The sequence below is a fragment of the Variovorax sp. J31P207 genome (assembly GCF_030316965.1).
GTDB lineage: Bacteria > Pseudomonadota > Gammaproteobacteria > Burkholderiales > Burkholderiaceae_C > Variovorax > Variovorax ginsengisoli_B.
This window is the reverse complement of record NZ_JASZYN010000015.1, coordinates 1-26,319: the sequence shown is the minus strand read 5'-3', so window position 1 is coordinate 26,319 and position 26,319 is coordinate 1. Positions and strand designations below refer to the sequence as shown.

At 63.5% G+C, this 26,319-nt stretch carries 22 protein-coding genes and 1 pseudogene; 14 read left to right on the top strand and 9 right to left on the bottom strand.

Features of this window, described 5'->3' with window-relative positions; translation table 11 throughout:
* The first annotated feature begins 156 nt into the window (after positions 1–156).
* The 12 genes from QTI68_RS33160 (at position 157) to QTI68_RS33100 (ending at position 13,948) form a co-directional block, all read left to right on the top strand.
* Positions 157–1,317 (top strand): NADH:flavin oxidoreductase/NADH oxidase, encoded by a 1,161-nt coding sequence (locus tag QTI68_RS33160; protein WP_286527861.1) that lies wholly within the window; start codon positions 157–159, stop codon positions 1,315–1,317.
* The gene (locus QTI68_RS33155; protein ID WP_286527858.1) at positions 1,314–2,072 is read left to right on the top strand and encodes an SDR family NAD(P)-dependent oxidoreductase; all 759 of its coding nucleotides are present in this window, start codon (positions 1,314–1,316) and stop codon (positions 2,070–2,072) included. Before QTI68_RS33160 ends, QTI68_RS33155 begins: the two co-directional genes overlap by 4 nt.
* A 79-nt stretch (positions 2,073–2,151) precedes the next feature.
* On the top strand, positions 2,152–2,889 hold the full coding sequence (locus QTI68_RS33150) for an ABC transporter ATP-binding protein (RefSeq protein ID WP_286527857.1): 738 nt from the start codon (positions 2,152–2,154) through the stop codon (positions 2,887–2,889).
* Positions 2,886–3,632, top strand: a complete 747-nt coding sequence (locus QTI68_RS33145; protein ID WP_286527855.1) for an ABC transporter ATP-binding protein — start codon at positions 2,886–2,888, stop codon at positions 3,630–3,632. Before QTI68_RS33150 ends, QTI68_RS33145 begins: the two co-directional genes overlap by 4 nt.
* A gap of 42 nt (positions 3,633–3,674) precedes the next feature.
* Positions 3,675–4,547: a branched-chain amino acid ABC transporter permease gene (locus tag QTI68_RS33140; RefSeq protein ID WP_286527851.1), complete on the top strand. Its 873-nt coding sequence runs from the start codon at positions 3,675–3,677 to the stop codon at positions 4,545–4,547.
* Positions 4,548–4,582: 35 nt separating this feature from the next.
* The gene (locus QTI68_RS33135) at positions 4,583–5,563 is read left to right on the top strand and encodes a branched-chain amino acid ABC transporter permease (RefSeq protein WP_286527848.1); all 981 of its coding nucleotides are present in this window, start codon (positions 4,583–4,585) and stop codon (positions 5,561–5,563) included.
* 167 nt (positions 5,564–5,730) lie between these two features.
* Complete coding sequence (locus QTI68_RS33130) at positions 5,731–6,936, top strand: ABC transporter substrate-binding protein (protein ID WP_286527845.1); 1,206 nt, start codon at positions 5,731–5,733, stop codon at positions 6,934–6,936.
* A gap of 78 nt (positions 6,937–7,014) precedes the next feature.
* Entirely contained in the window at positions 7,015–7,944 is a 930-nt protein-coding gene (locus QTI68_RS33125) for an SMP-30/gluconolactonase/LRE family protein (protein ID WP_286527842.1), read from the top strand.
* Between the two features lie 710 nt (positions 7,945–8,654).
* Entirely contained in the window at positions 8,655–9,470 is an 816-nt protein-coding gene (locus tag QTI68_RS33115) for an enoyl-CoA hydratase (protein WP_286527841.1), read from the top strand.
* A 49-nt stretch (positions 9,471–9,519) separates the two neighbouring features.
* Positions 9,520–11,658, top strand: coding sequence for an acetate--CoA ligase family protein (locus tag QTI68_RS33110; protein ID WP_286527839.1), 2,139 nt, complete (start codon positions 9,520–9,522; stop codon positions 11,656–11,658).
* Between the two features lie 76 nt (positions 11,659–11,734).
* Complete coding sequence (locus tag QTI68_RS33105) at positions 11,735–12,907, top strand: acyl-CoA dehydrogenase family protein (RefSeq protein ID WP_286527837.1); 1,173 nt, start codon at positions 11,735–11,737, stop codon at positions 12,905–12,907.
* 21 nt (positions 12,908–12,928) lie between these two features.
* On the top strand, positions 12,929–13,948 hold the full coding sequence (locus tag QTI68_RS33100) for a Bug family tripartite tricarboxylate transporter substrate binding protein (protein ID WP_286527835.1): 1,020 nt from the start codon (positions 12,929–12,931) through the stop codon (positions 13,946–13,948).
* A gap of 465 nt (positions 13,949–14,413) precedes the next feature.
* Here the strand turns inward: QTI68_RS33100 and QTI68_RS33095 are convergent, their stop codons facing one another.
* From QTI68_RS33095 to QTI68_RS33060, 8 genes and pseudogenes are all read right to left on the bottom strand, one after another.
* The gene (locus QTI68_RS33095; RefSeq protein WP_286527832.1) at positions 14,414–14,803 is read right to left on the bottom strand and encodes a phosphotransferase; all 390 of its coding nucleotides are present in this window, start codon (positions 14,801–14,803) and stop codon (positions 14,414–14,416) included.
* 55 nt (positions 14,804–14,858) lie between these two features.
* Positions 14,859–16,238, bottom strand: a pseudogene (locus tag QTI68_RS33090) (DUF4158 domain-containing protein); the annotation flags it as partial.
* 125 nt (positions 16,239–16,363) lie between these two features.
* A complete protein-coding gene (locus QTI68_RS33085; protein ID WP_286527830.1) occupies positions 16,364–16,588 on the bottom strand; it encodes a hypothetical protein in 225 nt (74 codons plus the stop codon).
* The gene (locus QTI68_RS33080; protein WP_503011780.1) at positions 16,585–17,031 is read right to left on the bottom strand and encodes an acyl-CoA dehydrogenase family protein; all 447 of its coding nucleotides are present in this window, start codon (positions 17,029–17,031) and stop codon (positions 16,585–16,587) included. Before QTI68_RS33080 ends, QTI68_RS33085 begins: the two co-directional genes overlap by 4 nt.
* The gene (locus QTI68_RS33075) at positions 16,920–17,198 is read right to left on the bottom strand and encodes a nitroreductase family protein (RefSeq protein ID WP_503011774.1); all 279 of its coding nucleotides are present in this window, start codon (positions 17,196–17,198) and stop codon (positions 16,920–16,922) included. The genes QTI68_RS33080 and QTI68_RS33075 overlap by 112 nt, the downstream gene beginning before the upstream one ends.
* 11 nt (positions 17,199–17,209) lie before the next feature.
* On the bottom strand, positions 17,210–17,998 hold the full coding sequence (locus tag QTI68_RS33070) for a crotonase/enoyl-CoA hydratase family protein (protein WP_286527826.1): 789 nt from the start codon (positions 17,996–17,998) through the stop codon (positions 17,210–17,212).
* Positions 17,995–19,026, bottom strand: a complete 1,032-nt coding sequence (locus tag QTI68_RS33065) for an acyl-CoA dehydrogenase family protein (RefSeq protein WP_286527824.1) — start codon at positions 19,024–19,026, stop codon at positions 17,995–17,997. Before QTI68_RS33065 ends, QTI68_RS33070 begins: the two co-directional genes overlap by 4 nt.
* Before the next feature lie 38 nt (positions 19,027–19,064).
* Positions 19,065–20,222, bottom strand: coding sequence for an acyl-CoA dehydrogenase family protein (locus tag QTI68_RS33060; protein WP_286527822.1), 1,158 nt, complete (start codon positions 20,220–20,222; stop codon positions 19,065–19,067).
* A 213-nt stretch (positions 20,223–20,435) separates the two neighbouring features.
* On the opposite strand from QTI68_RS33060, the gene QTI68_RS33055 reads away from it, so the two are divergent.
* Complete coding sequence (locus QTI68_RS33055) at positions 20,436–21,344, top strand: LysR family transcriptional regulator (RefSeq protein WP_286527820.1); 909 nt, start codon at positions 20,436–20,438, stop codon at positions 21,342–21,344.
* A gap of 334 nt (positions 21,345–21,678) precedes the next feature.
* Entirely contained in the window at positions 21,679–23,238 is a 1,560-nt protein-coding gene (locus QTI68_RS33050) for a long-chain-fatty-acid--CoA ligase (protein ID WP_286527818.1), read from the top strand.
* A 42-nt stretch (positions 23,239–23,280) separates the two neighbouring features.
* On the opposite strand, the gene QTI68_RS33045 is transcribed toward QTI68_RS33050, so the two are convergent.
* A complete protein-coding gene (locus tag QTI68_RS33045; RefSeq protein WP_503011779.1) occupies positions 23,281–25,944 on the bottom strand; it encodes a winged helix-turn-helix domain-containing protein in 2,664 nt (887 codons plus the stop codon).
* Between the last annotated feature and the right edge of the window lie 375 nt (positions 25,945–26,319).

Sequence of the window (26,319 nt, the reverse complement as noted above, 5' to 3'; positions counted from 1 at the left end):
TGCCCATATTGTGAGATGTCGAGTGCAAAGCGGTTCGACGGGTGGCGCTCGAACGGTAAAAACCAGCTCCAGACCACATGGAGATGGCAAATTCAGAAGTATCGAGCTGCGTGAGCGCAGCCTCCTAAATTGCACAGCGTCCGCTCGGAGATTTGAATGCGATCGACAAAGCTCTTTTCCTCACTTTCAATTCGCGGACTCTCGCTGAACAATCGGGTAGTCGCCTCGCCGATGTGGCAGTACGCAGGCCAGAATTTCGAGCCAAACGATTGGCACCTGATGAACATGGGTCGCTTGGCAGGCGGCGGCGCCGGCCTGGTGTTCCAAGAGGGCACGACGGTCGAACGGCGCGGCTGCGGCACGCTCGGCGACATCGGCTTGTGGCACGACGATTGCATGCCACTTTACAGGCGAATGGTGGCGTTGGTGAAGGCCTGCGGCTCAGTGCCCGGAATCCAGTTGATGCACGCGGGGCCGAAGGCTCGCCAGCTTCCGCCCACTACAGGGCGGGGCCCGTTGGAGCGGTCGGCCGCGATTGTTGACTGGGACAGCTGGGAGCCAATCGGGCCGAGCGCAATCTCGCTCAACGACAACCTGCCGATCCCTCGAGCGATGACGATGGTCGACATCGCAAGTGTGACCGAGGCCTTCATTTCTTCGGCTCGGCGCGCGGATTCGGCGGGCTACGAGGTGCTGGAGATTCACGCCGCACATGGCTATTTGTTGCATGCCTTCCTCTCTCCATTGACCAACAAGCGCACAGATGCGTATGGCGGTAGTTTCGAGGGCCGCGTTCGGCTCGTGATGGAAGTGGTCGACGGGGTCCGCACGGTGTGGCCCCAAGAGAAACCGCTGTTCATCCGGCTGTCTTGTATAGACGGACCGGCCGAGGGTTGGTCGATCGAGGACACGTTCAAGCTGGTGCGACTGCTGCGTCAACATGGCGTCGATCTTGTTGACTGCTCCTCGGGCGGCATCATCGGAAACCCCCTGCCCACGCAATCCGCCCGCTACGGCTACCAGGCCCCTTTCGCCGAGGCAGTGCGTCAGGAGACTGGGGCGCTAACGTCGGCCGTGGGCCTGATTGTCGATCCAAGGCACGCTGAGCAGTTGCTCGCGGAGCAAAAGGCCGATCTGATATTCATCGGCCGCGAGCTCATCTACAACCCCAACTGGCCCATGGATGCCGCACGAAAGCTGGGCGACCCCAAAGGCTTCAGTGTGATGCCGCATAGGGGGGCCTATTGGCTCGAGCGACGGGCCAGCAGCATGCCCGATTTTCTTCCTTCGACCTACTACCAGCGTGAAACACCATGAACCATGTATCTCCTCGAATTGCTGTAGTCACCGGTGCCGCTCGGGGGATCGGCCTGGCAGTGGCGCAGCGCTTGTCAGCTGACGGACTGCGCGTGGCGCTCGTGGATCGCGACGAAGCAGAATTGGCCAAGGTGGCCACGATGCTTCCTGCAGCGCGCATCGCTTGCGTCACCGCGGATCTCGCCGATCCCGAGGCGCCCCGCACGATCGCGCAGGAGGTCGCCCGCCTGCTCGGGACCCCCACCATCCTGGTGAACAACGCGGGCATCGCGCCCAAGCATGACGGCCGTGCTTGGTCGGTCACAGAAACCTCTCTTGAGGAATGGCAGCGCGTGATGAACGTGAACCTCACATCAGCCATGTTGATGTGCCAGGCTTTACTGCCCGGCATGCAGAAGGAGGGCTTCGGCCGGGTCGTCAACGTCTCCTCCAGCGCCGGACGCACCGCCGCGGTGCTGAACGGGCCGTCTTACATGTGCTCCAAGGCCGGCATGCTGGCCCTGTCACGCCACGTGGCCCAGCACTATGGAAAGGATGGCATTACCTCGAACACCGTCGCGCTGGGGCGCGTCATCACGCCACTGGCTTTGCTGTGGACCCTCGAACAGGAAGAGGCCTACAACAAGAGGAATCCCGTTGGACGGTCGGGGCGCGCCGAAGAAGTGGCCGACGCGGTGGCGTATTTTGTCGGAGAACTGGCCGGCTTCACGAACGGGACAGTCCTGGACATCAACGGCGGCGCCTTCATGGCGTGACAAATTGAAGTTGCTAGCAACAGAATCGCATCCTGGGACGTCGGTCGCGCACGAACTGTTGACCGTTCGATCGGTCACCATGAAGTTCGGCGGCATCGTGGCCCTTAAGAATTTGAGCTTTGGAATGAAGGCGCGGAGCATTTACGGCCTCATCGGGCCCAATGGCGCAGGGAAGACGACGCTGTTCAATTGCCTGAGTCGGCTCTATGACTGCGCCGACGGCGAGATCGTCTTCAACGGACGCCCCATCACCCGACTGCCGACCCACGCAATCGCGGGTCTTGGCATCGGCCGCACCTTCCAGAATCTCGCGATGTTCCAAAGCCTGTCGGTGCGCGAGAACATCATGATGGGCGCCTTCTCGCGCTCGTCGACGGGGTTCTTCGGCGCTGCGCTGCGCTCGCGGCACAGCGCCCGGGAAGAACGTGAGCTACGTGTGCGTGCCGACGAGCTCGTGGACTTGCTCGATCTTCGGGGCGTGGCCGATCGTCCAGTGAATGAACTGCCTTTCGGCATTCAGAAGCGGGTCGAGTTTGCGCGCGCACTGGCCGCGCGGCCGAGCCTGCTGCTGCTCGATGAGCCCGCGGCGGGTCTGAATCATGAGGAACTCACCGATCTCGCGACTGTGATCAGAACCACGCGCGACGTGCTGGGCATCGCGGTTCTCCTGGTCGAACATCACATGGCGTTGGTCATGGGACTGTGCGACCACGTGGTCGTCATGAACTTCGGCCAGAAGATTGCCGAAGGCACTCCCGCTCAAGTCCAGGCCGACCCAGCGGTTTTGGACGCCTATCTCGGAGCATCGCGACAGTGAATCAGCTCCACACTTCGACATCCAATGATGTTCCTGCGTTGCTCGAACTTCGCGGCGTGGACGCCTTCTACGAAAACACGCAGGCGCTGTATGGCGTCGACCTCTGGGTGAGAGAAGGGACGGTGACGGCATTGCTCGGGGCCAACGGCGCGGGCAAGACGACGACGCTGCGCGCCGTCTGCGGAAGTATCCGTCGCCGTGGCTCGCTGCGGTTCGACAACGCGCCGATCCATGACGTCGCTACCGAGGATCTGGCAAGGTCCGGCATCGCCCATGTCGCCGACGGTCGAGGCACCTTCCTTCAGTTGTCGGTGGACGAGAACCTGCGTCTGGGCGCCTATTCGCGAAGAGACAAGCGTGCGACTGCGCAGGACATCGAGGTGGCGTACCAACGCTTCCCCCGCCTCAAGGAGCGGCGTCACCAGCAGGCGGGAACCTTGTCGGGCGGCGAGCAGCAAATGCTTGCCATCAGCCGCGCGCTCATGATGCGACCGCGCCTGCTGCTGCTCGACGAGCCCTCCTTCGGCGTGGCGCCTCGAGTCGTTTCGGAAATATTCGAAGTGCTCCAGTCCGTCAGGAACGAGCAGCGCGTGAGCATGCTACTGGTCGAACAGGACGCCTCGCTCGCGCTCCAATTCGCGGACTTCGCCTTCCTGCTGGAGTCTGGGCGTGTCATCTTGAGCGGCACAGCAGCCATGTTGTCAAACAACGAGCTCATCCAGCGCTCCTACCTGGGCTGCTAAACAGCCCAGCCGCCAACGCCACGAAGAAAGAGACAAGAAGAAATGAACGGCCTACTCAACCAATTGTTCTCCGGCTTGGTGTCCGGCGCGATTTATGGGCTGATGGCGCTGGCGCTGGTGATGATCTACCAGGCATCGCGCCACATCAACTTCGCGCAGGGCGAGATGGCGACATTCAGCACCTTGTTCGCCTGGTGGCTGATGGCCGCTGGATTTTCCTACTTTGCGGCCTTCGCGCTCACCCTCATCGCATCCTTCGTTGGCGGCGTCGTCATCCAGCGTTTCGTGCTGCGCGCGTTCGATCGTTCGACTGATCTGACCAACGTCGTGGTGTTCGTGGCGTTGATGGTGATCTTCAATGCGATGTCCGGATGGATCTTCGGCCACGAAGTGAAGACGTTTCCTTCACCATTCCCCAAGGACGCCTGGTACGCGTCCAGGTGGCTACCGGCGCACGGCGTGGGCGCCCTCGCGGTGCTATCGGCTATCGTGGTGGCGCTCTATCTCTTCCTGGGCCGGTCGCGGGTTGGTCTGGCGATGCGCGCCGCAGCCTACAACCCCGCGTCTGCCCGCGCAGTGGGGATTCGTGTGCCGTGGATGCTCGGACTAGGCTGGGGCTTAGCCGCGTCCATCGGGGCCACGGCGGGCATGCTCATCGCACCTATCGTGTTTCTGGACACCCACATGATGAGCGGTGTCCTGCTGTATGCATTCGCCGGCGCCTTGCTTGGCGGGATCGACAGTCCCTGGGGCGCCGTCGCGGGCGGGCTGTTAGTGGGTCTTGTCGAAAACCTGCTGGGTGCCTACGTCATAGGAACCGATCTGAAGCTTACCTTTGCTTTGATCCTGATCGTCGCAACACTCATCCTGCGGCCTGGGGGACTGTTCGGCAAAGCGATCAGATCCAGGGTGTGACTTTGTTAATCGACCGAGTTTCAAAAGGAGTTTCGATGTCTATGACGCCTGTGTTGCGACGATGGACGCTGGTTGCTGCGATCGCTTGTCTGGCCGTCGTTCCATTCATCGCGTCCGGATACCTGATCTTCCAGGCGACCATGATCCTCATATACGCCTGTGCCGTGCTGGGCTTGAACCTGCTGATGGGCTACAACGGACAGATCTCACTGGGCCATGGTGCCTTCTTCGCCACCGGCGCCTACTGCATGGCAATAGGTGTAGTGCAACTGCAGATTCCCTACGGCTTGGCCCTGCCGCTGGCGGTGCTGGTCAGCTTCGCCGTTGGTCTGGCTGTGGGCTACCCGGCATTGCGCCTCGGCGGAATCTACCTGGCGCTCGCGACGTTCGCGCTGGCTGTTGCACTGCCGCAGTTACTGAAGAACCGCGCCATAGAGCCATGGACTGGCGGTGTTCAAGGCACCGTTGTCGAGAAGCCGTTGCCGCCGTTTGACCTGCCGTCCTGGGGCATCGTGCTGGATCAGGACCGCTGGATGTTTCTGATGGCGCTCGCCGCATTTGTGCTGGTTTTCTGGCTGGCGCAGAACCTCGTGCACGGGCGCATGGGCCGGGCGCTGGTGGCGATCCGGGACCATCCCACGGCGGCGGCGGCAATGGGCGTCAATCTCGCCTCGGTGAAGACGATCATGTTCGGAATATCGGCCGCATGCACCGGCGGCGCGGGCGCGCTGGCCGCGATCGCCGTGGGCTATGTGGCACCAGACGGCTTCCCAGGGATGCTGTCCATCACATTCCTGGTCGGCGCAGTCTTCGGCGGCGTTAGCTCCATCTACGGCGCGCTCTTCGGTGGCTTGTTCATCCTGCTGGTTCCAAACGTCGCCGAGCAGCTGTCCAAGTCGGCGCCTGCGGCCGTCTACGGGGTGCTGCTCATCGTGCTCATGGCGGCCATGCCCACCGGCGTGGCCGGGGCAGTGCGCATGCTTGCAGGACGCCTGGGCTTTCGCTCGAAGCAATAGATGCGAGCGCCGCAGGTCAGCGCTCGGGATTAACCCTCAATTGCCCACACTGTGAGCTGCCCTATGAACGATCGAGACAAAAAGGCGCAGACCGACGGAATATCGCGATGCATTCAGCAATGTTCTCCACGACTCGCAGTTCAGCACAATGTTAAGGTTGACCACAAATGAACTTCCATACTCTTCTAACGTCCACTGTCGTGATATTGCTTGGCTTCGCACAGGTGCCCGCGCATGCACAGAAGAATTACGGTCCTGGTGTGACCGACACCGAAATAAAGATCGGCAATACAGCCGCCTATTCTGGACCGGCCTCTGTCTACTCTGTGGGTGCCAAGGCCATCAAATCCTATTTCGACAAGATCAACGACGAAGGTGGCATCAACGGTCGAAAGCTGAATTTCATCTCGCTTGACGACGGATTCAATCCCGCCAAGACCGTTGAGCAGACGCGCAAGCTGGTAGAGGTGGACCAGGTTCTGATGGTGGTACAGCCGCTGGGGACCGCGCCGGTGACCGCCGTGCACAAATACATGAACAGCAAGAAGGTGCCACAGCTTTTCGTCGGCTCCGGAGCGAGCAAATGGGGCGACCCGCGCAATTACCCATGGACGATGGGCTTCATTCCAGACTATGTGACCGAAGCGAAGATCGTGGCGAAGTACATCGCCAAGCACAAGCCCGATGGAAAGATTGGCGTGCTGTATCAGAACGATGACCTGGGACGCGACTTCAACCGGGGCCTTGCGGAAGGGCTCGGAGCCAGGGCGGCCACTATGCTGGTGGCGAAGGTGAGCTACGAAATCACCGATCCAACGGTGGACAGCCAGATCGTGGCTCTGAAGGACGCCGGCGTCGATGTGCTGGTGACTGCTGCGTTGGGGAAGTTCGCCTCACAGTCCATCAAGAAGGTGAATGAACTAGGTTGGCGCCCGATGCACTACCTGATCAATGCGTCCAGTTCCGTTGGCTCAGTCCTCAAGCCTGCAGGACTGGGAAATTCCGTGGGCATCATCAGCAGCAGCTACATGAAGGATCCGAGCGATCCGCAGTGGCAGAAGACCAAGGAGTTAGAGGATTATATGGCCTGGATGAAACGCTATTACCCGGCCGCCGATCCCAACGACTGGCTCGTGGCATGGGGGTACTCGGCAGCGCAAGCCACTGTGGAGGTAGTCCGCAAGGCAGGGAATGAGCTGACTCGCGAGAACATCATGAAGCAGGCCGCGAACCTCGATCTTGCTTTGCCGATGCTGCTTCCCGGCATCCGGGTCAAGACGTCCCCGGACGATTACTTCCCGATCGATCAGATGAAGATCATGACTTTCAACGGTACAACCTGGGAACTCGCGGGAGAGATCTTCCAGCGCTGAAGCGGCAACGACGTGCGGAACGGTATCGACCGATATTCTTGAAGGGCGTGTTTGCCCACCGGTAGGAAGGTGTAGGTTATGAAAGAGCTGGCTGGTGATCTTGCATTCCCGGAGGGTCCGGTGGCGCTGGACGACGGCTCCGTGCTCGTGGTGGAGGTCGCGGGGCAGACGCTCAAGCGGGTCTGTCCGGATGGCCGAATCCAAGTTGTCGCCGCGCTCGAGGGCGGCCCCAACGGTGCCGCCCTCGGCCCGGATGGCGCGTGCTGGGTGTGCAACAACGGGGGGATGAGCTGGCTCCGGGATCCGGTTCACGGAATGCGCCCGCATGGGCTGCCAGAAGGCGAGCCGAACGGATTCATTCAGCGCGTCGATCTTCAGACCGGTCGCAACGAGGTCGTCTACACGGAGGTCGACGGGCGTCCATTGAATGCGCCAAATGACCTGGTGTTCGACCGCCATGGAGGTTTCTACTTCACCGATTTCGGCAAGGTGCGTGCGTCGCAGCGGCGCCGAGACTATGGGGCGGTCTATTACGCGAAGTCGGACGGAAGCACCATTCATGAGGTGGCTTATCCGATCGTCTCTCCCAACGGCATCGGCCTGTCTCCCGATGAAACAACGTTGTACGTGGCGGACACCGAACCCGGTCGGCTCTGGGCGTTTGCTATCTGCGCTCCCGGGCAAGTCGAGAAGCTTCCGTGGCCTTCGCCGCACGGCGGCCGCGTGCTCCATGCGTCCGGTGGCGGAACGCAGTTGGTGCGGTTCGATTCCCTGGCCGTCGATGAAGCGGGAAACGTCAATGTCGCGACGCTGATCCAAGGCGGTATCACCGTTGTGTCCGCCGATGGAGCCACTGCCAGTCGAATCCCGCTGCCCGATCCCATGACGACAAACCTTTGCTTCGGCGGACCCGGCATGAGGACCGCCTTCGTCACGCTGGCAGGTGCCGGAAAGGTTGTGGCTATCGACTGGGAACATGCCGGTCTGCGCCTGAACTTCGCGGCGTAGTCCCCACGCCCCGTCGGCCGGTCCGCGAAGCAGTCGCGCAACGCAATCTCCATTGCAAATTCATTTAGGCGGCTATAACGCACGCCGTCTTCGTTCAGTCGGATCCGCTGCGCAGATAGAACTGTCTCGTCGCGCAGTCGCGCCATTTGCAGCCGGCCGTGAAGCCGCACGCCAACGACCGTCGACCTCGCCTGAGATATGAGCAGACTGCAGGTGTACGGCCCCCCTGTATCTGGCGCTGCTCAGTGAACTGCGCTACCCAGACAAGCTGGACTTCAGCGTATTCAGCACAAAAGCCCCGTGGCATCGAGGACCGCATCGCCCGCAGAGGCATCGTGCGCGATGGCCGACTTGGGCGTGAGCTCTGGGTCGTGAAGCGCAAACCTGCGTGGGTGGTCGCCTCTGGCAGGCTGTCCAGTCGATGTGAGCGCCGCATCGCCAAATGCGTCGCATCTGTCATCGCTGGCCTGTTGGGTCATCTCCCTGCGATCACTTTCACGATGTCGTTAGCCGCCCAAAGAGCATCGCATCGAAAAGCCGTTACGGATTTCTTCGCACGTCGAAGGACGCTTCACGGTTCTGGAAACGAAGTCCCCCGTATTTACCCGAGTTTGCTCACATTGTGCGCATCGGCCACATTCGAGAAGGCTTGGTTCGCACTCCCACCGTAGCCTTCAGTCATGGCGTCAAAACACAGAGAGAAGGACGAAATGGATTACCAGGGTATCGACATTGAAGATCAGGGCCGGGTTCGACGCATATGGTTGAACCGTGCTGAAGCGGCCAATGCACAGACCTTGCGGATGCTCCACGAACTTGACGACGCTGTGGCCCTCGCCGCACGCGACGACAGTGTGCGGGTGGTCGTACTGGCGGGACGTGGGAATCACTTTTCAGCCGGGCACGACTTGAAGGAGGCGCAGGCCGAGCGTTCGCATTTCACCGCCGAAGAACGCTTTCTCTACGAGGAAAAGCACTACCTGAACTACTGCCTCAATATCTGGTACTGCGAGAAGCCGGTCATCGCGCAAGTCCAGGGCGCCTGCGTCGCTGGCGGCTTCACACTTGCCAGCATGAGCGACCTGATTCTGGCGTCCGACGATGCCTACTTCTGGGACCCTGTGACTCACTCCATGGGCCTGGCCGCGACCGAACTTCTGTTCCAGCCTTGGGTCATGGGGCTGCGGCATGCGAAGGAATTCTTGATGACCGGCGAGCGGATCACGGCGGCGGAGGCCTATCGGATCGGTATGGTCAACCGGGTACACCCGCGCGCCGAACTCGACGAGCGAACGATGGCTTTCGCGCAGCGCGTCGCCAAGGCGCCATCCTTCGCGATGAGGTCGCTCAAGAAATCGTTGAACGCCACCTACGACCTCCAGGGGTTTCGCAACGCCATCCAGGCGCATTTTGAGCGCCATCAGATCACGCATTCCTCCTCCGAGTTCGCGCGGATCCGCGACGACGGCATGGCACGACTGATCGAATCGAACAAGCAAAAATCGGGGGCCATCCGTGAAAGCTGAGCGCCATCTCGACACGCACCCAGCCGCAGCCCACGACACGAACGCGGGCATGCGCAAGCTTTTCGACCCACAATCCATCGCCATCATCGGCGCGACCGGCGATCGTCGGCGGATTGGCGGCATCGCGCTGGATCACCTGGTGGCATTTGAGTACGCCGGAAGCATCTATCCAATCAATCCGAAGTACGAGGCGTTGTTCGGCCTGCCCTGCTATCCCGACATCGAGTCGGTGCCAAATACACCGGACCTCGTCGTGCTTTCGGTGGCGGCCGCCAGCGTGCTGCCGGCGCTGGAACGCTGCCACGCGCGCGGAGTGGCAGCGGCCATCGTCTATGCATCGGGTTTTGCCGAGGAGAGTGCGGCTGGCGCCGCGCTGCAGGATGAACTTGTAAGATTCGCAAGAAGAACGGGAATGGTGGTGAGCGGGCCGAACTGCATGGGGCACGCGAATCTGCGCACGCGCGCGATCACCGCCTTCGCCACGCTATTCAAGGACTATCCACCCCCCGCCGAAGCACTTGCTGCGAAGGACGACACTGGGTATGCAGCCGTGGTGACGCAAAGCGGGAACCTGTGCGGGATGCTCTACGCACTCGGCTGCGAGCGCGGCGTCCGGTTCAAGCACTTCGTCAACACCGGCAACGAGGCCTGCCTCGAGTTCTCGGAATATCTGTCTTACCTCGCCGACGAGCCGGATACTCGCACGATCATCGGATACATCGAAGGTCTTCGCGACGGCGCGCGCTTCATCGACGCCGCGCGGCGCCTGCGCGCCAACGGCAAGGCGCTGATCGTCATCAAGGTCGGTGACACCGAGAAGGGCGCGCAGGCGGCGCTCTCGCACACGGCCGCCCTCTCCGGCAACCAAGCAGTCTACGACGCCGCCTTCCGGCAACTGGGCGTGATGCGTGCTACAGACCCGTCGCATCTGGTCGACATCGCGTATCTGGCGCGCTTCAGCGCACGAAGCGCCGGCCGGCGAGTCGCTGTCGCCTCGATTTCGGGCGCTATGGGCGCGCTGTTAACCGATCTTCTTGTTGCCCGCGGACTCGATGTCCCGACCCTGCCGGATGCACTGCAAGCAGAGCTGAAGAGCCGTGCGCCGACGATCGGCATGCTGGCCAATCCGATCGATCTGACTGCCCAAATCTTCGACCAAGCCGGCGTTGCCACCGCAGTGATCGGCTCCCTGGCCCAGACGGAGGCGGTGGATGCTGTGGTCATCTACGCGACCGGGTTCCTGCTAGATCGAATCGCCGATGAAGCGATCGCGGTGGCGCGGAGCAGCGGTCGGCTCATCGTGGCGATCGACAGCGGTCGTGCAACCTGCCGCGAAGCGCTGCAGCACGCCGGGATTCCCGTATTCACCGACGTGGCGCGCTGTGTCGCCGCGCTAGGCACTTATCTGCACTGGCGAGCGTTCCAGTCGACGGACGCTGCGCCGGTCATCCCGCCGTCGCAAGACGTGTCCGGGTCGGTCTCGGTCCCGGGCATTGAACGCGACGCCGACGAGCACCAGACAAAGCGTTGGCTGGCCGGGCACGGGGTGCCGGTGGTGGCTGAAGCGGTGGTCGCGGACGTTGAATCGGCGGTCAGGTTCGCGCAGGGCTCCAGCATGCCGCTGGCCGTGAAGATTCTGAGCCCCGACATCGCCCACAAGACCGAAGCCGGAGGGGTGCGGCTGGGCGTTCAGGGCGAGGCTGGCATGCGCGAAGCGTTCGCCGCCGTGCACGACGGCGCGCGGCGCAGCCATCCGGACGCCAAGATCAACGGCGTGCTGCTGCAGCCCATGGAGTCGGGGATATGCGAATTGATCGTCGGCGTCACGCGCGACCCGGTCTTCGGCCTGGCGATGACGGTCGGGCTGGGCGGCATCTTCACCGAGCTTTTTCGCGACGTGACGCATCGACTGCTCCCGGTCGACGAGTCCACCGCGCGTGAAATGCTTCGGGAGCTCAAGGCCTACCCGCTGATGACCGGGTTCAGAGGCAAACCCGCAGCCGATATCGATGCGGCATGCCGCGCGATCGCCGCGGTTTCGCGTGCAGCGCTGGCGCTTGGGCCGGCATGCGGCGAGCTTGAGATCAATCCGTTGCTGGTACGCCAGGTGGGCATGGGTGCCGTGGCACTCGATGCGCTTCTTCTGACCGCTCAGACTGCACCGGCTGCCGAGCCAGAGCCTGTTTAAGCGCGCCAGTGTCTGCGACTCTCGCCCAGTACTCCACACCCGCGTCCCTTCATCAACTTTGAACCGAAAGCACACCATGGGTCAACTCTTCAATTCTGAACACGAGGAAATGCGCCGAAGCGTCCGCCGCTTCGTTCAGCAGGAACTCGACCCCTTCGCTGATGCGTGGGAAGAAGCCGGCGCGGCGCCGCTTCATGAAGTGTTCGCCAAAGCCGGGCAACTCGGTCTGCTCGGCATCAACAAGCCGCCCGAGTACGGCGGGCTTGGTCTCGACTTCTCGTGGGTGATCGTCGTCGCTGAAGAACTGGGGCGCGCCCACGCAGGCGGCATTCCGTTCGCGATCGGCGCGCACGCCTCGGCCATCCCTGCGCTCGCGAACTATGGTACGGATGAACTGCGCCAGGAGTTCCTAGCGCCGGCCATCCAGGGCGATGCGGTCGCGTGTATCGGAGTGAGCGAAGAAACCGCAGGCTCCGACGTGTCAGGAATCAAGACCACGGCACGCAAGGATGGGGGCGACTGGGTCATCAACGGCTCGAAGATGTGGATCACCAGTGCGCCCCAAGGCGACTGGATCAGCCTGCTGGCCAACACCTCCGCAGAAGGCGGCCCGTATCACAACAAATCCCTGATCGTCGTGCCCATGAACACGCCGGGAGTGAGCGTCGGGGCCCCACTCCGCAAGCTGGGCATGCACTGCTCCGACACCGCGCCAGTCTTCTTTGACAACGTGCGGGTCCCCTTGCGCCACCTGATCGGCGAAGAGGGAAAGGGATTCGCCTACCAGATGGAGCAGTTCCAGCACGAGCGGCTGTGGGGCTGCGTGCGCACCCTGTCGGGACTCGATGAGGCGATCCGACTGACGGTCGAGTACACCGGCACCCGGCGCGCGTTCGGAAAGACGCTGTTGGAGAACCAGGTCATCTATCACCGCCTGGCCGACTACCAGTCGCAGATCGAGTGCGTCAGGTCGCTGGCGTATCGCGCCGTCGACGCGATGGTCGCCGGAGAGGACGTAACACGCTTAGCGTCGATCGCCAAGTACATGGCGGGAAAGCTGGCGCTAGAGTTGCCTTCGGGCTGCGCCCAGTATTTCGGTGGCCAAGGTTACATGTGGGAAAACCGCATCACCCGGCTGCTGCGCGACCTGCGCATCGTTGCGGTTGGCGGCGGCGCCAACGAAGTCATGCTCGAGGTCATCGCCAAGGAACTCGGCTGGATCAACCGCAGGCGAACCGAACGCGCGTGACGTCCAAGGATGGAGACCACAATGCAGAACAATCACACACCGACGCCGAGCGGCAGGAGACTCGCACTGAAAGCTGCCGGCACCGTCATGCTGTCGGCCATCGCGGCCGGCGCGCAAACCCGAACACATGCACAAGTCAACGGTGCCTTCCCTGATCGTGCAGCCCGTCTGATCCTGCCCTATCCGCCCGGCGGGTCCACGGACACCATCGCCCGCCTCATCACGCAGGAGCTGGCTAGCGAATGGAAGCAGCCAATGATTGTCGACAACCGGCCGGGCGCGAGCGGAATGATCGGCACGGAAATGGCGGCCAAGGCGGCGCCCGATGGCTACACAGCGCTGTTCGCCATCACGCAGCACATCCAGAATCCCCTGCTGTATGTGAAGGTGCCCTACGACCCGGTCAAGGACTTCGTTCCGGTCACACGCATTCTCACGGTGCCCACCGCGCTGGCTGTCTCGGCCGATTTGCCGGTTCGCAACGCGCAGGAGCTCCTTGCCTTGATCCGCTCGCAGCCAGGACGGCACAGCTATGGCTCCACAGGCATCGCCTCCACCTCGCACATCTACGGCAGCCTCCTCGACAAGACGGCAAAGCTCAACGCGGTTCATGTCGCGTACAAGGGTGCCGGGCCGATGCTGAGCGACTTGCTGGGACGGCAGATCACTTTCACGATCGTGGACATCGGCTCGCTGAGCCAACAGGTGAAAACCGGGAAACTCAAACTGCTGGCCGTCTCCGGGACCCAACGTGTCGAGGCTTTCCGGGACGTCCCGACCTTTGCGGAGGCAGGCATGCGAGACTTCGAGACAGTGAGCTGGATGGGCATCTTCCTGCCTGCCGGAACACCACGAGCGATTCGAGACAAATGGGCAACGTCGCTACAACGCTATCTTGGAAGCCCGGAATTCGCCAGCAGGATCGCGGTCATCGGCATGACGCCCAACCCTTCGGGTCCGGCCGACTTTTCCGCACAGATCGCCCGCGAGGTAGCGCTCTGGCGAAACCTGATCTCCATCGCGCAGGTCAAGGCTGAGTAGGCACCGTGATCGGCCACATTGCGGTTGCGACCGCGCCAAACCTGCGTCGATATGGAATCTGGTCGAGGAACCTCGGTCTGCTCAACCATGAAAGCGTAGTTGCAGACGGCCGAGCCTCCACACAGCTGCCTTTCACACGAGTTGGCCGTTGGGTGGTTCCGTCTGTGGCGCGACGCCTCGTACTACGAGATTTTGACTTCTGGAGGTGCGAAGGGGAAGGCTGCGGCGATCCAGCTTCGATACACGCCGGCGGGAGGTTCACAGGCATCAGGGCCCAGTTCCCGGGTCAACGTGCGTCGTGCCTGAAGCACCACAGGGAGGTAGACCATGCGGCCATCGAGTTGAACGGCGCGCCACCCGACGCTGCATCGGCAGCGACGACGCGTTGGGCCCATGCGAGCTCATCTTCCGAGGGCATCATGACTTTGGCTGCAAAAGCCGTGGTCGTGCGCAAGGCCCGGCAGGTCACGTTCGCCTTTCGACAGCCGCGAGAGCACCGCGGCTAAGCGTAAACGCAGGCGGTACCGGTGCAGGCTCCATCCCGTCTGGCTTTCTGAAGCTCCGTGCGAGGTTAAATGCGGAGACAGCCGAGAGTCCGGACAGGCCGGCCGCAACATGATCGACGCGGCCCAGCGCCAGGATACCGTCCACCATGGCAAAGCCCATCTCTCGTCGTGTCTGCGCACTGCCCGCGTGCAGGGCTGGCATGCCGGCCATCGCATTGAAGCCATCGATTGGCTCCATGAGGTAGAACGCGGCGCCCAATACGTTCTCGTCCGCGCAGGCGGCGATGAGGCCCGGGTGCGGCACGCCGCTGCCTGACAACGCACCGAGCACACGGGCTTCGCGCCGCATTGTTTCGTTGCTGTTGGCGGGGTCGATTTGATTTCGGTGCAAAAAGTGACGCATCGACCGAACCGTTGCGCACCGCCCGGCGCAGAGCGAGCAGGGTGGCGACCTCCAGCGCCCTGAAGGCACGCTCGCGGTCAGGGTCGGCGATAGCTGCGCGCCAGGCAACTCCCAGTCGTGGGGCCGTGACTTCGCTGGGAAGCCGCTTGATGCCGGCGGCGTACCCGCCTCGAAGCGTGTTCAGTGCCTCGGGTGCCGGATGCTCGCCGGTGGCCTGCCAAGGCAAGCGGCTCACACCTGCCAGCAGAGAACGCACCGGCGCGATGGCGTCGATCAGGTGTTGCCGGATGACTGACGCCCGACTCGGTGAGCGCTGAGCGCTCTTGGCAGCGACGATCTCACGAAGGCGTGAGCGCAGTTCGGCATCTGGCACGGCATCATGGCTTGCGAGCTCGGAGAGCTCCTGCAGCAGCTCCTGGTACTGCCGCGACCAATCCACGGACGCGACACCGTCGGCACAGTGGCGCCACAGGTCGGCCACGCGGCGCTGGAACATGAAGATGATCTGGTCGGTCGCCGTGAGCAGGCAGTAGCGCAGGAAGCAGCTGAGCTCCAGCGTGCGTGCCGGCTCCTTGATCCTGGCACTGACCGATGGGGGCCGCCCGGCCATGCGCCGGGCGTAGCGTCGCACCAGCACATCGTTGAGATCCTCCAGATGTCGATCGATCCCGAGGTCGGTCAGGAACGCGATCCTTTCCAGGACTTCGGTGATTTGGCGCGTGGAATGCCTTGCCGGCGCGCTCCACAGCCAGCTCTGGCAGTGCTCGCCGTCTGGACGCGGCGTGTCCAATGCCGATATCCAACGCTTGCGAGTCTCGGTAGGCACCGATGTCATGATGGCTTGGCCGGTCGATGCTTCGAGTTCGACCAGGGAGGCGGCCACCATGGCGCGGATCACGCGGTCGTGCACGATGAGCAGGCGATGGTCGTACAGCCACTGCCTGGCAAGGACCAGGAGGCGATCGCGGTCCGAGCAATGCGCGACCTCGTCCCGCAGGACCCGCACCAATGCTCGGCGCTGATGCTCGGTCATCCACTTGAATCCCAGGCACTCGCAGGCTTGGTGCTGGTGGTCGAACAGGGTGCGTCCGCGGGCGTACAGCGCGCGCAGAGACACCAGATCCGGGGTGGCGATATCCAGCTCCCGGCCAAGGTGGCGAAGCAGGGCAGGGGGCACGATCCGCACGCTGTTCAGCGGCCGTCCTGTCATGCGGGCGAAGCCGATGTGAAGCGCCAAGCCCAGCTTCAGGCTGTCGCTGCGCCTGCGCGCGATCAAGTCGAGCTCGGCGCGGCTGAAGCTGAAGAACGTCTGCAGCTCAAACTCGCTGAGTTCGCCGGGCATGTCGCGCAGGCCCAGGTAGGACGTCTGCCAACCTTGCATTGCCGCGCTCCTTTGCCGTTCAGGGGGGCGCAGACGATACGCCGCAAAGGAGTGAACAGCAATGCTCGAGAAATCAACGACTTAGCGAACTGACCCCGCGCCGTTGTTGCTGGAGATGCGAACCGTCACTTTTTGCACCGAAAACAAATCGACCCCTTGGCGCGCTGATGCAGGGGCGGGCGGCGGAGCACAAATTGGCGGGCGCCGCGACGGAACTTGAGCAAAATATTCTGTGTGCCGCCGGTCAGCTGCGCCGCATCCAAAACCGGGCCCTGTTCCAGGTCCTGAGCGTCCATCCAGTCGGCCAGAGCCCCCATGTCTACGGGTTGGGCAGACGATTCGATCTTCATGACGAGGCTTGTGCGAGCGTGTCACCATACTTGGCCAGCGCACGCTCCCGCGCCGAGGGCAAGTGATAGGCCGGAAACAGGGACTCGCTGGGCGCGTAGTCGCGCAGCACCTGCTTTGCCACGGTGACCTTGTGTACTTCGGTCGGGCCGTCGGCCAGCCCCATAGCGAACGACTGGATCAGGTGTTCGGTGAACGGCATTTCATTCGAATAACCGTGCGCTCCGTGCAGGTGCAATGCTCGCGCGGTCACGTCGTGCAGCACCTTGGGCATCAGCGCCTTGATGGCGGCAATGTCCTTGCGCACCTTGCGGTAATCCTGGTGCTTGTCGATCAGCCAGGCGGTGCGCAGCACCAGCAGCCTGAATTGCTCGATTTCCGCCAGATCGGTGGCCGCGCCGCCGCGCCCGAAGTAATGACCACCTTCCATGGTTGCGAGTTGCACCAAGATGCAGTGCACTGCGCCAAGCGCAAGATCCGGTTGATCGTTGTTGGCGGAACGGGCCGCGGCAAGTATCCTCGGCAGCTGTATCGCTCGCTGTAGATGCTCTCGAGCACCTCAATGGCACTGAGGTCGACGCTGTCTTTGGTTGGGGCGCCTGCATTGCGCATTGCTTCGTCCCTTACGCGAAGACCGGCTTGCGCTTGGCGACGAAGGCCGCAACAGCCTCACGATGGTCTTCGGTCATGTGGGCGATGGCCTGATAGGCGGCCGACATCTCGAGCAGGGCATCGAGTGTGGCGCGTTCGCCCTCGCGCAGCAGTCGCTTGGTCATGCGCAGAACGCCGCCTGGGTTGGCTGCGATCCGTTCTGCCAGCTTCAGGCTTTCGCCAATGAGATTCCCGTGCGGCACCACCCGTGAGACCAAGCCGATGGCGAGGGCCTCCTGCGCACTCAGGGTATCGCCGGTGAAGGCCATCTCGGAGGCGCGGGACATGCCTACCACCCGAGGCAGCAGCCAAGCGCCGCCATCGCCAGGGACAATTCCAACCTTCACGAAGCTCTCGGCGAATGTCGCCAATTCGGACGCGATCCGGATATCGCACATGCAGGTCAGATCGAGCCCTGCACCTATGGCCGGGCCATTGATCGCGCACACCACTGGCACATCCAGTTGGTAGAGCGCCCTGGGCAAGCGCTGGATGCCATTGCGATACTCCTCCCGTATGGCTTCTGGCGGGATTGCGTCGCGCTCATAGCGCTGCATGTCCTTGACGTTGCCGCCGGAGCTGAACACCGGGCCCGCCCCCGTGAGTACCACAACGCGGATGCTGCGGTCGCGCGCAATCTGTGCGCAGGCCTCGACGAACTCGTCGACGGCAGTATTGCCGGTCAGCGCGTTGCGCGTCTCCGGTTGGCTCATGGTGAGGATTAGGATCGCGCCTTGGCGCTCGGACTGGAGAAAATTCATGTGTGCTCCTTCATGATGGCCAGGGCGACGCTTGACGAGGCGTCGGTCGTGGCGCGGATCAGTTCCAGCGAAAGCCTGTCTGGTCGGTCGAGCAGCGCCGCGCCCAGCACGTCCTGCCACCAGGCCTCCGACCCTGCTGCCTGGCGCCAGGCGTGCAACCGTCGGGTGAACAGCTGCAGGTCGAACTCCTCGGTGAAACCGATGGCGCCGTGGATCGAATGGCTGAGAGCAGCAACCTCGAGGGCCGCCTCGCCGGTGCGGGCTTTCGCCACTGCAATGCGCAAGGGGTCCGGCCGGTCCCCGCTGCAGCCGAGCTGCGCGGCCATGCGCGCGGCAGACACATGCTCGGCGATCACGCTCAACTGGTGCTGTATGGCCTGGAACTTGCCGATCTGCCGACCGAACTGCTGACGCTCGTTGGCGAACGCCAAGGTGCGCGTGAAGACTTCGCCCAGCGCACCGGCCAGCTGCACGGCAAGTACGCTGGCGTGCAATTCACGCAGGTTGGCCGTGAGTCGTACTTCTGCGCCCGTTCGTTGCACAGCTGTCGGCCAAGCGAGGCGTGCGTCCAGTTTGGCAACCGCTTCGCCTTGAACGGCCGCATCAGCCGGCAGCAGCACGGCGCTGGTGTTTCCAGTGGCAACGAGCACCCAGTTCGCGGTTCGACCGCAAGTGACCGCGTCGCAAACCAGCTCGCCGTCGGGCATGTATCGACCGGTAGCCAGCGCAACACTGCCACCGGGGCGCGGTTGGCCGGTCTGCGCGATCAAGGCGCGCGCGACCATCGTCTCGGCCAGCGGAACCGGCACGACGAATGCGCCGCACATTTCGATCAGCTCGAAAGCCTGGATCAGGCTCAAGCCCGCGCCACCGTCTTCTTCGGTTAGCAGGACGTCGGCGAAGCCCGAGGATTCGACAGCCTCCCAGAGGCCTTCGGCCGAGCCGCCCGCCTCGATCGCGCGCACCACTGTCGGATTGCAGTTGTCGGAAAGAATGCCACGGAGGGCATCGGTGTAGATCTCTTCCATCGTGATTGGGGCTCTCGGTTGATGCGGAGTCGCTTGCCTCAGCGAAGGCCGAGGCCGCGGGCAATCATTCCGCGCAGGATGTCTCTGGTGCCCCCGCGCAGTGAAAATGAGGGCGCGACCTGCGTGACATAGTCCAGGGTGCGCAGCAACTCCAGCGGCACCTCTCCCGGTGCGCGCCCATAGAGGTCATCGGCGATGGCCGCAGGAATCAACTGTTCCACACCGGTGCCCAGATCCTTCACCAGGGCAGCCTCCACAATCGGGCTGCCGCCCTGCGCGACCTTCTCCGTGACGGCTAGCGACATGGCGCGCAGCGGCGCGAGCTGGGAGACGATCCTGCCTGCCAGGCGAAGCGCCGAGGGTGTGCGGCCGGCATTGGTGCGCACGAAGGCCAGCCACTCGTCGAACAGGACGATGCTCGAGTAGAGCCGCTCCGGGCCACTGCGCTCGAAGGCGAGCTCGGCGGTCACCTGCTCCCAGCCTCTTCCCTCTTCGCCGATGAGCGCATCCGGCGCGAGTGCAACGTTGTCGAAGAAAACCTCGCAGAAGTGCGAATCGCCCGAAAGATCGGTGATCGGGCGCACTGTTACCCCGGGCAGTCTCAGGTCGACGATCACTTGGGACAAGCCCTTGTGGCGATCCTGCGGCTCGCCCGAGGTGCGCACCAGCGCGATCATGTACTGGCAGTGGTGGGCATTGGTGGTCCAGATCTTCTGGCCGTTGAGCGTCCAACCGCCTGGGTTCCGCTCGGCGCGGGTGCGTACGCTCGCCAGATCCGAGCCGGCGCTCGGCTCGCTCATGCCGATGCAGAAGAAGGATTCGCCGCGACAGATCGGGGGCAGGTAGAAGCGCTTTTGCGCCTCGGTGCCGTACTTCAGGATCAGTGGTCCGCTCTGACGGTCGGCAATCCAGTGCGAACCCACTGGCGCTCCGAAGTTGAGGAACTCTTCCACCAAGACGTAACGTGCGAAAGCACTTCGGCCACCGCCGCCGTAGTCCTTCGGCAGGGTGATGCCCAGCCAGCCGCGGCGACCCAGTTCGCGACTGAACTCGCTGTCGTAACCTGACCAGGACTTCGCGCGCACGTGCGCTGGTACTCGCCTCATCGCTTCGTCGAGGAAGGCCCGCACCTCCACGCGCAATGTCTCGTCTTCCGGCGGAATCGCCGTCATCGTTAATGAACTCAAGGCATTCATGCGGCCACTTTTTCTTTCATCAATTCATGCGGGCGCCCTGGCGTCCCGCCGAAAACCTCGGCAGGCGAGCCGGTCTGGCGGGTCGCGTCGCTGTCGGGGGCTTGGACCTCGATGACCTCGGCACCGTCTTTGGGTCTCCTGGCACCCATTCTGCAAAACAATGCCCGACACGTCCAATATCAATTTCAAGCTCTGTGATACCGTTCGGGAATCATGGATCCTCGTCAGCTTCGCCACTTCGTTGCCCTCGCCGAGACGCTGAACTTTCACCGGGCGGCCGAACGGCTGCACATGGCGCAGCCACCTCTTTCCGCCGCGATCCGCAGGCTGGAGGCACAGGTCGGCGTGCCGCTTTTCGAGCGCAATCGTCGCGGCACCGAGCTCACCGCCGCGGGAGCCGCGGCGCTGGACCACGCCCGACGTGCCGTCTTCCACGGGGAGCAGTTCATGCTGGCCGCGCGCGCTGCTGCCCGCGGCGAGGCCGGTTCGCTGCGAGTGGGCTTCGTCGGTTCGGCGACCTATTCCCTGATGCCGCGCGTGCTGCCGCGGTTTCGGGAGCGATTTCCCGGTGTGCAGTTGCAGCTGTCCGAATCGACAACCGCGCGCATTGTGGAAATGGTGGAGGCGGGCGAGCTGGACGTGGGCTTGGTGCGGTTCCCGATTGGCCGCGCCTGCCGGGCGCGGATCTGTCCCGCCGAGCGGGATGTCTTCATAGCCGCGCTGCCGGTTCACCATCGCCTGGCGCGACGGCGGCGACTGGCACTGGGCGACCTCGCGGGCGACCCATTCGTGATGTACAGCGCGAGTGCTGTGCCCGGTCTGCACGCGGCCGCACTGCTGGCCTGTCAGCAGGCGGGCTTTGTCCCCGATGTGCAGCAGGAGGCAGTGCAGGTGCAGACATTGGTGAGCCTGGTCGCGAGCGGCCTGGGGGTGGCATTGGTGCCGTCGGTGGCGGCGCGCCACGAGACCCGCCAGCTGGCCTTCAAGCCTTTGGCCGGCGCCGGCGCGCTCACTCCGATCGGCCTGGCCACGGCGCTGCCGCCGGGTGGCGCTACTCCCGCGGCGCAGCGGTTTCATGAATGTGTGATCGAGCCCGAGGCCCAGAAGCGGATGCCGGCATGAAAGCGGTACAAAGGTCAATGACGCGGCGCCTGGAAGACGCGCTGCGGCGCGATAGCGCAAGTGTTCACCGGCCGCTGAGGAGGGGTCGGAAACTCGTTCTGATCACGCGCTCAACTTCGTCGCTTTCGACGAGGCAGGCAGTGGCGCCCCTGCGCCAAGATGGCGGCATGACCGGCAGGCCATCGTGGCCCACCCCCTCTGGCGATCGGGATGACGTGCACACGCGCTGCCGCAGTGTTGCGTGTCCATCGCGCTGCGCCTAAAGGGCTCACCTCCGTGAGTCCGGAGGGTTGACGGTTCCGTACGCTTTCCAAGGAACAACGAGGAGGAATAAATGATACTGACCCAATCCTTGCACAAGGGCCGGCGCGAGAAGCCCGACGAGATGGCCGTGGGCTTCGGTGTAACGCGCCTGAGCTTCGGCCAATTCACGGACCGCGTGTCCCGACTGGGCGCAGCGCTGCGGGGGCTCGACATGGGGCCGGGCGACCGCGTCGGCATGATGAGCTTCAACTCGCACCGGTTCGTGGAGTTCTTCTTCGGTGTGTGGTGGGGCGGCGGTGTGATCAACCCGGTCAATATCCGCTGGAACCCGAAGGAAGTCGCGTACTCGCTCGACGACTGTGACACGCGCATCCTGTTGGTGGACGATGCCTTTGCGCCGCTGGCGGCCGACCTGCGCTCGCTGTCGACCTCGCTTCGCACGGTGATCTACTGCGGCGATGGCCCGGTACCTGAAGGCATGCTGGGCTACGAGGCCTTGCTTGAAGAAAGCACGCCTTGCGAAGATGCACCGCACAGCGCCGACGAACTCGCCGCCGTCATGTACACCGGCGGCACGACGGGCCTCCCCAAGGGCGTGATGCTCACACATGGCAACCTCTACATCGATGCGCTGGGTTCAATCGCGACGTTGCCGCGCACGTCCGAGAAGCCCGCCGTGGTGATCACGGCCCCGATGTTCCACGTGGCCGGCTGCTCGCTCTCGATCCAGGCCATGGTGCGTCTCGCACCCCAGCACGTTCTGCCGATGTTCGACGAGCTGGCGATCCTGCAGGTCATCGAGTCGTCGCGCGCGACCGAGATCTTTCTGGTGCCGACCATGATCAAGCGTCTGATCGAACATCCGCGTTTTGCGGAGTTCGACCTGTCGAGTCTCGACCTGGTGCGCTACGGCGCCGCACCTATCGACGTGCCGCTGCTGGAGAAGGCCATGCTGGCCTTGCCGCGCGCCGGCTTTCTGCAGGCCTACGGCATGACCGAGCTTGCACCCACAGTGGCGGTGCTGCAGCCGCACTGCCACCTGCCAGGCCCCGATCGCGAGCGGCTGCTGCGCTCTACTGGCACACCGCTGCCCATGGCCGAGATTCGCATCGTCGATGGCGACGACAAGGAGGTTCCGACCGGCCAGATCGGCGAGATCGTGGCCCGCGGGCCGATGGTCATGCGCGGCTACTGGAACAAGCCCAAGGAAACTGAAGAGGCCTTGCGCGGGGGCTGGATGCACACCGGCGACGGTGGCTATGTAGATGCCCAAGGCTTCCTGTTCGTGGTCGATCGCATCAAGGACATGATCGTCACCGGAGGCGAGAACGTGTATTCGGCCGAGGTCGAAAACGCCATCGCGCAGTTGCCTCAGGTGCTGATGTCTGCGGTGATCGGCGTGCCCGACGACAAGTGGGGCGAGCGCGTGCATGCTGTGGTGGTGCTGCGCCCCGGCGCGGCGCTCGAAGCCGAGGCGCTGATCGCCCATTGCCGCAGCCAGATCGCGGCCTACAAGTCGCCGCGCAGCGTGGAGTTTCGCGATACGCTGCCGCTGTCGGCTGCGGGAAAGCTGCAGAAGTTCCAGTTGCGCGACCCCTTCTGGGCGGGTCGCCAGCGGCGCATCAACTGACCGGGCGCCAAGCCATTCGGGAAAGAGAAGACAGTCGGCGCCTCAACGGATCAAGCTGAACTTTCGTGCGATGGCTACCGCCTGCGTGCGGCTTTTCGCATCCAGCTTCATGTTGATGCTGCGCAGGTGCGTCCGCACGGTGCTGTCCGAGACGAAGAGCTTATCGGCCATGGCATTGTTCGAGTAGCCTTCTGCCAGCAGTTGCAGCACGCGAAGCTCCTTGCGCGTGAGCGGCTCCTTGCTGGTTTCGCCGGTCAGGGCATCTACATTCGGCATGGCCAGGGGGCCCAGGACCTGCAGCAGACGCTGCAGGTATTCGGTGAGGATCGGGTCGCCGCGAGCGTAAGTCGCTGCTTGCTGAGCCGCAGTTGCGTAGCGCTGCACCAACGGGCCCACCGCCGGCCCCTCGTCGAGGATCAGCCGGATGAAGCCCTCCTGGCTCGCGGTCTGCAGCACGACGCCGATTCCCTCGATCGCTGCGCCCATGTCGCCCGTGCGCTGCAGCGCCAGCGCATGCAGCACGCGCAGCTTCAGCACACGGCGGTTTCGGGCGGTCGCCTGCGCTGCATGCAGTTCGGCATTGAGTATGGTGAGCGCAGCGCGCGGGTCACCAAAGCTGATTTCCCAGCGTGCGCGCGCGAGTGCGAGGTATTCGAGGTCGTGCGCTGGCAAGCGCTGGCGGCGCTCGCGCTCCCACAGCGCGGGGTCGCCGGCACTTGCGAGTTCGTCGCGCGAGGCGGCGCTGTTGCCCTGCAGCAGCAGAACGCGAGAGCGTTCCAGTTTCGCTCCGGCCACGACGCGCGGCAGTTGGCGGTTGTGACCGAGGTTCTCGAGCTCGGTGAGTGCCTGGAAGGCCGCGTCGATGTCGCCGGTGTAGAAGGCGATCCGCGAGCGCATCACGTGGCTCAAAATCATGTGGTCGGGCAAGCCCACGTCGCGTGCCAGCGGCAAGTAGACGTTGAGCAGATGGTCGGCCTGCAGCAGTTGGTTGGTCTCGTACACGACGTCCGCGTACAGCACGCCGGCCCAGGCATTGCCATGGCTGTGGTTGTACGAAACCGCATGCGTCGTGTCGACAGCCATGCGAAAGCGAGCCGTTGCCTGCCGCAGCCGGCCGCTGCGCAGGTCGAGCATGCCCTCCAGCGATTCGGTGTACATGCGGTTGAAGGTGCTGCTGCCCTGGTTACCGCGCGCCGCGTCGAGTAGCCGCTGCGACTCGTGCTGGTCGCCTACGACCGAGATGATGTGCGCCATGGCATTGAGCAGCGTACTGTCGGCAAAGGGCAGGCCGGTGGGCAGGCGAGCCAGGCTTTCGCGACCGGCCTCGTAAGCCTCGTTAAAACGGTCCTGCATGGCCAGCAGCAGCGGGGTCAGCGCATGGGCGCTGGCGCGCACTTCGGGAATGCTGCTCTCGGCGCAGCCCGAGCGCTCGAGCTTCTTCATCGCGTCCAAAGGGCCATAGGTAAGACAGGCGGCCCACAGCGCGATCAGTTGCAGGAATGGGTAGTCGCGCAACTGGTGTTCGGGAATCGCCGAAAACCAGCGCGACAGCATGCGTGTGCGGCCCTGTTCGAGAAACTCCTCGGCAGAGCTGTCGAGCAGCGTCAGCGCATGCGGATGGTCGCCACCCTCGATCGCGTGATCGATCGCCGGCACCGGGCGGCCCTGCAATTCGTACCAGCCCGACGCCGCGAGATGCAGACGGGCCACTTCGTCGGGAAGCTCGCGCGCCAGCCGCGCGCGCAGAAAATCGGCGAACAGGCTGTGGTAACGCCACGCCGGCACGTCGCCGGCCACAGGCGTGATGAACAGGTTGGAGGCGGCCAGCTGATCCAGGATGGCAGCGCAGTCGACGCGCGGGTTCAGCATTTGGCAAGCCGAGGCGTCGAATTGTCGCAGGATGCTGGTGCGCAACAGGAAGTCCTGGATCTCGCGCGGCTGAAGTGCAAGCACATCTTCGGCCAGGTAGTCGGCCACCGCGCGGTCCGAACCCGAGAAACGTTCGACAAAGCCGGTTTCCAGGCCGTGTCGCTCCAGCGCCATCGACGCCAGCCAGATCGCTGCGACCCAGCCCTCGGTCTTGCGGTGCAGCTGCGTCAGCATGTCGGTGGGCAACGCCTGGTTGGCTCGCTTGCCGAAGAAGGCACTGGTCTCCTCCACGTTGAAGCGCAGGCGGTCGGTGTCGAGCTCCATCAACTGGCCGCGTGCGCGCAGCCGGCCCACGCCCAGACCGGGCAGGCTGCGTGAGCCGATCACGATGCGGCCGCAGCGCGGCAGGTGGTCGATGACCTCGCGGACCAGGCCCAGCACCGCGGGCTCCTGCACCGCCTCAAAGTCGTCGAGGAACAGCGCAAAGGGCGAGTCGTGCGCGGCGAGCGCGGCCACTGCATCGAAGGGCGCATTGGCCGGTGGCTCGTCAATGCCCAGGCGCTGTACGGCTTCGCCCAGGTACAGGAGAAAGCACGAGAGGTCGTTGTCGGTGCGCTCGAGCGTGAGCCAGGCGGTGGCCACACCATCGGCCTCCATGCGCTGGCGGCTTTGCGCCATGGCAGTGGTCTTGCCAAAGCCCGCAGGTGCCCGTACCAGAACCAGCTTCACTGTCGCTGCCGCAATCTGCTCGCTGATCTCGGTGCGCAGCACATGCGTGACGGCGACTGCAGGAGGGGTGAGCTTGGTTTCGACGATCCGGAAAGAGGTTTGGGGCATTGCGGGCAACGTTGAAAAGATAAACCAAGGGGATACGCGAGTGAACCTGCGCATCCAGAAACGGTATTTGTCTTCTGCGGTGCAGTACGTCAGGCGCCGATGGCCGGGCTGCCCGTGCGAGGAATTCCCGTCGGTTCCGACGATTTCGCGCTGCAATTATGCTTCTTAAACTGGGTGCCGAAAAACGAAAAAGCTCTTGCGGTCCGATGCGATAGGGCTTGAGCACAGCGCCATGACCAACGTACTTCCATATGACCACGTGCGCACGCCGCGCGGTAACAGCCGAATGGTTGCCGAATGCCGCGAGAGGTTAGAAGTCGCCAGGCGGTTCATCTCATGACAGCCGGAGAAGCCGGCGCGTCAGTTGCCCAACGC